Here is an 8,505-nt window from a genome sequence, read left to right as displayed (position 1 = left end):
GCTGAAAATTGAAACGACACACTGTTTCATTTCTCCGTAATAAGAAATGAAAAGCGGTGTGTTCGAGTCTCTCAAATTTTTGCAAACCGATAATGAATCGAAAGAAACATCTTCGGGTTGTGAGGTTAAGCGACTAAGCGTACACGGTGGATGCCCTGGCAGTCAGAGGCGATGAAGGACGTGCTAATCTGCGATAAGCGTCGGTAAGGTGATATGAACCGTTATAACCGGCGATTTCCGAATGGGGAAACCCAGTGTGATTCGTCACACTATCATTACGTGAATACATAGCGTAATGAAGCGAACCGGGGGAACTGAAACATCTAAGTACCCCGAGGAAAAGAAATCAACCGAGATTCCCCCAGTAGCGGCGAGCGAACGGGGAGCAGCCCAGAGTCTGAATCAGCATGTGTGTTAGTGGAAGCGTCTGGAAAGTCGCACGATACAGGGTGAAAGTCCCGTACACAAAAGTGCATGTGTTGTGAACTCGAAGAGTAGGGCGGGACACGTGGTATCCTGTCTGAATATGGGGGGACCATCCTCCAAGGCTAAATACTCCTGACTGACCGATAGTGAACCAGTACCGTGAGGGAAAGGCGAAAAGAACCCCGGCGAGGGGAGTGAAAAAGAACCTGAAACCGTGTACGTACAAGCAGTGGGAGCACCCTTTGGGGTGTGACTGCGTACCTTTTGTATAATGGGTCAGCGACTTATATTCTGTAGCAAGGTTAACCGAATAGGGGAGCCGAAGGGAAACCGAGTCTTAACTGGGCGTTAAGTTGCAGGGTATAGACCCGAAACCCGGTGATCTAGCCATGGGCAGGTTGAAGGTTGGGTAACACTAACTGGAGGACCGAACCGACTAATGTTGAAAAATTAGCGGATGACTTGTGGCTGGGGGTGAAAGGCCAATCAAACCGGGAGATAGCTGGTTCTCCCCGAAAGCTATTTAGGTAGCGCCTCGTGAACTCATCTTCGGGGGTAGAGCACTGTTTCGGCTAGGGGGTCATCCCGACTTACCAACCCGATGCAAACTGCGAATACCGAAGAATGTTATCACGGGAGACACACGGCGGGTGCTAACGTCCGTCGTGAAGAGGGAAACAACCCAGACCGCCAGCTAAGGTCCCAAAGTCATGGTTAAGTGGGAAACGATGTGGGAAGGCACAGACAGCCAGGATGTTGGCTTAGAAGCAGCCATCATTTAAAGAAAGCGTAATAGCTCACTGGTCGAGTCGGCCTGCGCGGAAGATGTAACGGGGCTAAACCATGCACCGAAGCTGCGGCAGCGACACTATGTGTTGTTGGGTAGGGGAGCGTTCTGTAAGCCGTTGAAGGTGTATCGTGAGGTATGCTGGAGGTATCAGAAGTGCGAATGCTGACATAAGTAACGATAATGCGGGTGAAAAACCCGCACGCCGGAAGACCAAGGGTTCCTGTCCAACGTTAATCGGGGCAGGGTGAGTCGACCCCTAAGGCGAGGCCGAAAGGCGTAGTCGATGGGAAACAGGTTAATATTCCTGTACTTGGTGTTACTGCGAAGGGGGGACGGAGAAGGCTATGTTAGCCGGGCGACGGTTGTCCCGGTTTAAGCATGTAGGCGGAGGTTCCAGGTAAATCCGGTACCTTATTAACGCTGAGGTGTGATGACGAGGCACTACGGTGCTGAAGTAACAAATGCCCTGCTTCCAGGAAAAGCCTCTAAGCATCAGGTAACACGAAATCGTACCCCAAACCGACACAGGTGGTCAGGTAGAGAATACCAAGGCGCTTGAGAGAACTCGGGTGAAGGAACTAGGCAAAATGGTGCCGTAACTTCGGGAGAAGGCACGCTGATATGTAGGTGAAGTGGTTTACCCATGGAGCTGAAATCAGTCGAAGATACCAGCTGGCTGCAACTGTTTATTAAAAACACAGCACTGTGCAAACACGAAAGTGGACGTATACGGTGTGACGCCTGCCCGGTGCCGGAAGGTTAATTGATGGGGTTATCCGTAAGGAGAAGCTCTTGATCGAAGCCCCGGTAAACGGCGGCCGTAACTATAACGGTCCTAAGGTAGCGAAATTCCTTGTCGGGTAAGTTCCGACCTGCACGAATGGCGTAATGATGGCCAGGCTGTCTCCACCCGAGACTCAGTGAAATTGAACTCGCTGTGAAGATGCAGTGTACCCGCGGCAAGACGGAAAGACCCCGTGAACCTTTACTATAGCTTGACACTGAACACTGGTCCTTGATGTGTAGGATAGGTGGGAGGCTTTGAAGTGTGGACGCCAGTCTGCATGGAGCCATCCTTGAAATACCACCCTTTAATGGCTGGTGTTCTAACGTAGACCCGTGATCCGGGTTGCGGACAGTGTCTGGTGGGTAGTTTGACTGGGGCGGTCTCCTCCTAAAGAGTAACGGAGGAGCACGAAGGTTAGCTAATCCTGGTCGGACATCAGGAGGTTAGTGCAAAGGCATAAGCTAGCTTGACTGCGAGAGTGACGGCTCGAGCAGGTGCGAAAGCAGGTCTTAGTGATCCGGTGGTTCTGAATGGAAGGGCCATCGCTCAACGGATAAAAGGTACTCCGGGGATAACAGGCTGATACCGCCCAAGAGTTCATATCGACGGCGGTGTTTGGCACCTCGATGTCGGCTCATCACATCCTGGGGCTGAAGTAGGTCCCAAGGGTATGGCTGTTCGCCATTTAAAGTGGTACGCGAGCTGGGTTTAGAACGTCGTGAGACAGTTCGGTCCCTATCTGCCGTGGGCGCTGGAGAATTGAGGGGGGCTGCTCCTAGTACGAGAGGACCGGAGTGGACGCATCACTGGTGTTCGGGTTGTCATGCCAATGGCATTGCCCGGTAGCTAAATGCGGAAGAGATAAGTGCTGAAAGCATCTAAGCACGAAACTTGCCCCGAGATGAGTTCTCCCTGACTCCTTGAGAGTCCTGAAGGAACGTTGAAGACGACGACGTTGATAGGTCGGGTGTGTAAGTGTAGCGATACATTGAGCTAACCGATACTAATGAACCGTGAGGCTTAACCTTACAACGCCGAAGATGTTTTGGCGAAAGACAGAGACAATATTCAGCCTGATTACAGATTAGATTGACATGCAAAAGCGTGTTGATAAACAGAATTTGCCTGGCGGCTGTAGCGCGGTGGTCCCACCTGACCCCATGCCGAACTCAGAAGTGAAACGCCGTAGCGCCGATGGTAGTGTGGGGTCTCCCCATGCGAGAGTAGGGAACTGCCAGGCATCAATTAAGGTGAAGAAGCCCATCCTGCCGGATGGGCTTTTTTGCGTCTGTGCGGGATGAAAACCGCCGGATGCGGCGTGCAGGGGCTGGGCTGAACGTATTTTGTAGGCCTGATAAGCGCAGCGCATCAGGCACATCACATCGCAGCATCATCGGGTGCAAAGCAATATCCAAAACCTCCATAACACAAGCCATCCTGCGGCATATGCGGTAAACTAGGCGCGATTTTGCATCAGGAAAGCGTCTATGAATCACTCCCTTAAAGCCTGGAACACCTTCGGTATCGATCAGCAAACGAATGAACTTGTCTGCGCCGAAAATGAACAACAATTACTGAATGCCTGGCAATCAGCCAATGCATCGCATCATCCAGTACTGATCCTGGGCGAAGGGAGTAACGTCCTGTTTCTTGATACCTTCCAGGGTACGGTGATCGTCAATCGTATTAAGGGTATTGAGATTACAGAACAACCTGATGAGTGGCATTTGCACGTAGGTGCGGGTGAAAACTGGCATCATCTGGTCCAGCATACGTTGCAGCTTGGTATGCCTGGGCTGGAAAATCTGGCGCTTATCCCAGGCTGCGTGGGTTCATCGCCAATCCAGAATATAGGTGCCTATGGCGTAGAGCTACAGCGCGTCTGCGAATACGTAGACTGCGTTGAGCTGTCGACTGGCAAACATCTGCGTGTTGGTGCAGCAGAATGTCGTTTTGGTTATCGTGACAGCATCTTCAAACATGAATACCAGGATCGCTTCGCAATTATTGCTGTTGGTTTACGCTTGTCTAAACAGTGGCATCCGGTACTGACCTATGGCGATCTGACGCGCCTGGATCCTACAACGGTGACGCCTCAGCAAGTTTTTGATTCTGTCTGCCATATGCGCACGACAAAACTGCCCGATCCGAAAGTAAACGGTAATGCAGGAAGCTTCTTTAAAAACCCGGTTGTCACCGCAGAGATTGCGCAGGAGCTCCTGGCAAAATTCCCAACAGCACCTCATTACCCGCAGGCTGATGGCTCTGTGAAACTGGCAGCAGGCTGGCTGATCGATCAATGCCAGCTAAAAGGCATGCGCATTGGTGGCGCAGCGGTACATCAGCAGCAGGCACTGGTGCTGATCAATGCAGATAATGCGACGAGTCAGGATGTAGTGCAACTTGCACACCATGTGCGCCAAAAAGTCGGTGAGAAATTTAATGTCTGGCTCGAACCAGAGGTCCGGTTTATTGGCCCGCAGGGTGAATTGAATGCTGTGGAGATCATTGCATGAAGGATAATACCGTCCCTCTGACGCTTATTTCATTACTCGCTGACGGCGAATTTCATTCCGGTGAGCAGCTCGGTGAAAAGTTGGGAATGAGCCGTGCCGCAATCAATAAGCATGTCCAGACGTTACGCGACTGGGGGGTTGATGTCTTTACTGTTCCAGGTAAAGGATACAGCTTACCGGAGCCTATCCAACTATTAGATGCCTCCCTTATTCATTCTCAACTGGATGGCGGGAATATCACTGTTTTGCCGGTTATCGACTCAACCAATCAGTACCTGATGGATCGAATAGGTCAACTGGAGTCAGGGGATGCCTGTGTCGCTGAATATCAGCAAGCCGGGCGCGGCCGCCGTGGTCGCAAATGGTTTTCACCGTTTGGTGCCAACCTGTACCTTTCAATGTTCTGGCGGTTGGAACAAGGACCGGCTGCCGCGATTGGCCTGAGTCTGGTTATTGGTATCGTCATGGCTGAGGTTTTACGCGATCTGGGCGCAGAGAAGGTACGTGTAAAATGGCCCAACGACCTCTATTTGCTCGACCGTAAGCTGGCAGGGATCCTGGTTGAACTGACCGGTAAGACAGGGGATGCCGCGCAGATTGTTATCGGTGCGGGTATTAATATGTCCATGCGCCGGGTTGAAGAAAATGTGGTTAATCAAGGCTGGATTAACCTGCAGGAAGCGGGCATTAACATTGATCGCAATACCCTTGCTGCCCGACTGATACGTGAGTTGCGTGCTGCGTTAGTGCTCTTTGAGCACGAAGGTTTAGCGCCGTATCTGTCTCGCTGGAAGAGACTGGATAACTTTATCGACCGTCCGGTCAAACTTATTATTGGTGATAAAGAAATATTTGGCATCTCACGTGGAATAGACGCGCAAGGTGCATTATTGCTTGAACAAAATGGCGAGATCAAACCCTGGATGGGTGGAGAAATATCGCTAAGAAGCGCTGAGTAATAAGAAGGGGAGCTGTTGCTCCCCTTCTTTATTTATTTTCTCAACCTGACTTGCTCAACGGCATGATTGGCACTTTTCGTCATGATTAAGCTTGCTCGCTCACGCGTTGGTAATATATTTTGTTTTAAATTCAGCCAGTTAATCTCTTTCCATAACGATGTGGCGGTGTTGATAGCCTCATCTTCTGATAATTTTGCATAGTTATGGAAATAAGAGTCCGGGTTGGTAAACGCCCCTTCACGGAATTTCAGGAAACGGTTGATATACCACGTCTGGAGTAATTCTTCTGGCGCATCAACATAAATAGAAAAGTCGACAAAGTCAGAAACAAATACATGATGCGGATCGTGAGGATAGTCCATCCCGCTTTGTAATACATTTAGCCCTTCGAGTATTAATATGTCGGGCTGGGCAACGGTTTTGTCGCCATCAGGGATCACATCATAGATGAGATGGGAATAGACCGGCGCCGTGACGTTAGGTACGCCTGATTTCAGATCGGAAACGAATTTAACCAAGCGATGCATATCATAGGACTGGGGGAAGCCTTTCTTCTTCATCAGTCCACGATCTTTCAATACCTGGTTAGGGTGGAGAAAGCCATCGGTAGTAATCAACTCGACCTTGCGATGCTCGGGCCAGCGACTGAGCAAAGCCTGCAAAACACGCGCAGTCGTACTTTTACCGACGGCGACGCTGCCAGCAATGCTAATAATATAAGGAATACGCTCGCCATTCGTGCCTAAAAATTGCTCCAGCACGGCCTGACGTCGCAGGTTCGAACTGATGTAAAAGTTTAGCAAACGCGAGAGAGGCAAATAAATCTCGGCAACTTCTTCCAGCGATAAGTCTTCGTTAATGCCTTTAAGACGAGCAATCTCTTCCTCGGTCAGGGTCATCGGCACGGAATCACGAAGCGCAGCCCACTGGTTGCGATCAAACTGTAGGTAAGGCGACGTTAACGCTTGCTCTTTTATACTCATACGCATGGTCTGGCTGTCATTGCTATATCAGGTCTGCGGTAAAAAACGAAATCATCCCCGGTACGCAATGGCACGCACATTTCAGTTAATTTGGACAATGGGCAGGAGGGTAACACCAGATGGGGGGGAATAATAAGAAAAAATCATCCTCTGAAATGCAATGTGACGAGTATTCCAGATGTATAAAGATGTGCTTTCTCTCTATCAAAGCGTACCTGCCGGAGCAAAATTCCTCTCTGAGGAGGCACCTGACGTTGGAAATTTGTCCAATCCAAAGAGGAAATAGATTATTTATCGGTCGTATAGTGCAAAATGTGAGCGATAGAACATTTTATGCAATTTTTTAGTTGCATGAGTGCGCATGTCTCCATAAAATGCGCGCTACTTGATGCCGACTTAGCTCAGTAGGTAGAGCAACTGACTTGTAATCAGTAGGTCACCAGTTCGATTCCGGTAGTCGGCACCATCAAGTCCGGTGGGGTTCCCGAGCGGCCAAAGGGAGCAGACTGTAAATCTGCCGTCACAGACTTCGAAGGTTCGAATCCTTCCCCCACCACCACTTTCTGGCAGCGTTATCGCCGCCTGAGTTGATTAAAAAATTAATCAGCTCGAACAGAAAAGAGAGAGATCTCTTCTTTGTTGCAGAAAGAACTGGGTAGCCGAGTTTCAGGATGCGGGCATCGTATAATGGCTATTACCTCAGCCTTCCAAGCTGATGATGCGGGTTCGATTCCCGCTGCCCGCTCCAGACGTGCTGATATGGCTCAGTTGGTAGAGCGCACCCTTGGTAAGGGTGAGGTCCCCAGTTCGACTCTGGGTATCAGCACCACTTCACTTCTCCTTCCCGTTTCTCTCTGTTTACTTTTAAAAGCATTCAACAGCTCAGGTATATTGCCTGGTTGATGTGGTGATATCACCGATTTATCCGTGTCTTAGAGGGACAATCGATGTCTAAAGAAAAATTTGAACGTACTAAACCGCACGTTAACGTCGGTACTATCGGCCACGTTGACCATGGTAAAACAACGCTGACCGCTGCAATCACTACCGTTCTGGCTAAAACCTACGGCGGTGCTGCTCGCGCATTCGACCAGATCGATAACGCGCCGGAAGAAAAAGCTCGTGGTATCACCATCAACACTTCTCACGTTGAATATGACACCCCGACTCGCCACTACGCACACGTAGACTGCCCGGGCCACGCCGACTATGTTAAAAACATGATCACCGGTGCTGCGCAGATGGACGGCGCGATCCTGGTTGTTGCTGCGACTGACGGCCCGATGCCGCAGACTCGTGAGCACATCCTGCTGGGTCGTCAGGTAGGTGTTCCGTACATCATCGTGTTCCTGAACAAATGCGACATGGTTGATGACGAAGAGCTGCTGGAACTGGTAGAAATGGAAGTTCGTGAACTTCTGTCTCAGTACGATTTCCCGGGCGACGACACTCCGATCGTTCGTGGTTCTGCTCTGAAAGCGCTGGAAGGCGAAGCAGAGTGGGAAGCGAAAATCATCGAACTGGCTGGCTTCCTGGATTCTTACATCCCAGAACCAGAGCGTGCGATTGACAAGCCGTTCCTGCTGCCTATCGAAGACGTATTCTCCATCTCCGGTCGTGGTACCGTTGTTACCGGTCGTGTAGAGCGCGGTATCATCAAAGTTGGTGAAGAAGTTGAAATCGTTGGTATCAAAGAGACTGCTAAGTCTACCTGTACTGGCGTTGAAATGTTCCGCAAACTGCTGGACGAAGGCCGTGCTGGTGAGAACGTTGGTGTTCTGCTGCGTGGTATCAAACGTGAAGAAATCGAACGTGGTCAGGTACTGGCTAAGCCGGGCTCTATCAAGCCGCACACCAAGTTCGAATCTGAAGTGTACATTCTGTCCAAAGACGAAGGCGGCCGTCATACTCCGTTCTTCAAAGGCTACCGTCCGCAGTTCTACTTCCGTACTACTGACGTGACTGGTACCATCGAACTGCCGGAAGGCGTAGAGATGGTAATGCCGGGCGACAACATCAAAATGGTTGTTACCCTGATCCACCC

Annotated in this window: 4 protein-coding genes, 4 tRNA genes, 2 rRNA genes and 1 pseudogene; 9 read left to right on the top strand and 2 right to left on the bottom strand. The window is 50.4% G+C overall.

The window, feature by feature from the left end; translation table 11 throughout:
* Window positions 1–123 precede the first annotated feature (123 nt).
* The 4 genes from OGX89_RS08510 to birA all read left to right on the top strand — a co-directional run bounded on the left by OGX89_RS08510 (window position 124) and on the right by birA (window position 5,478).
* Window positions 124–3,031, top strand: a 23S ribosomal RNA gene (locus OGX89_RS08510).
* A 96-nt stretch (window positions 3,032–3,127) separates the two neighbouring features.
* Window positions 3,128–3,243 (top strand): 5S ribosomal RNA (gene rrf / locus OGX89_RS08505).
* A 247-nt stretch (window positions 3,244–3,490) separates the two neighbouring features.
* Entirely contained in the window at window positions 3,491–4,519 is a 1,029-nt protein-coding gene (gene murB / locus OGX89_RS08500) for a UDP-N-acetylmuramate dehydrogenase (RefSeq protein WP_003826971.1), read from the top strand.
* Window positions 4,516–5,478 (top strand): bifunctional biotin--[acetyl-CoA-carboxylase] ligase/biotin operon repressor BirA, encoded by a 963-nt coding sequence (birA, locus tag OGX89_RS08495; protein WP_003826969.1) that lies wholly within the window; start codon window positions 4,516–4,518, stop codon window positions 5,476–5,478. Before murB ends, birA begins: the two co-directional genes overlap by 4 nt.
* A gap of 32 nt (window positions 5,479–5,510) precedes the next feature.
* Here the strand turns inward: birA and coaA are convergent, their stop codons facing one another.
* Together coaA and OGX89_RS08485 are read right to left on the bottom strand one after the other, a co-directional pair.
* Window positions 5,511–6,461: a type I pantothenate kinase gene (coaA, locus tag OGX89_RS08490; protein WP_003031107.1), complete on the bottom strand. Its 951-nt coding sequence runs from the start codon at window positions 6,459–6,461 to the stop codon at window positions 5,511–5,513.
* A gap of 290 nt (window positions 6,462–6,751) precedes the next feature.
* Window positions 6,752–6,832, bottom strand: a pseudogene (locus tag OGX89_RS08485) (hypothetical protein); the annotation flags it as partial.
* Window positions 6,833–6,851: 19 nt separating this feature from the next.
* On the opposite strand from OGX89_RS08485, the gene OGX89_RS08480 reads away from it, so the two are divergent.
* From OGX89_RS08480 to tuf, 5 genes are all read left to right on the top strand, one after another.
* Window positions 6,852–6,927: transfer RNA gene (locus OGX89_RS08480), tRNA-Thr, on the top strand.
* A gap of 8 nt (window positions 6,928–6,935) precedes the next feature.
* Window positions 6,936–7,020, top strand: a tRNA-Tyr gene (locus OGX89_RS08475).
* Window positions 7,021–7,134: 114 nt separating this feature from the next.
* Window positions 7,135–7,209: transfer RNA gene (locus OGX89_RS08470), tRNA-Gly, on the top strand.
* A 5-nt stretch (window positions 7,210–7,214) separates the two neighbouring features.
* A tRNA-Thr gene (locus tag OGX89_RS08465) sits at window positions 7,215–7,290 on the top strand.
* A gap of 118 nt (window positions 7,291–7,408) precedes the next feature.
* Window positions 7,409–8,505: elongation factor Tu (tuf, locus tag OGX89_RS08460; protein WP_118262821.1), on the top strand; the 1,097-nt coding region annotated here is incomplete at its 3' end.

Source organism: Citrobacter sp. Cpo103 (assembly GCF_030332605.1).
GTDB lineage: Bacteria > Pseudomonadota > Gammaproteobacteria > Enterobacterales > Enterobacteriaceae > Citrobacter > Citrobacter portucalensis.
The sequence above is the reverse complement of the archived record's forward strand: the minus strand, read 5'-3'. Positions and strand labels throughout refer to the sequence as shown.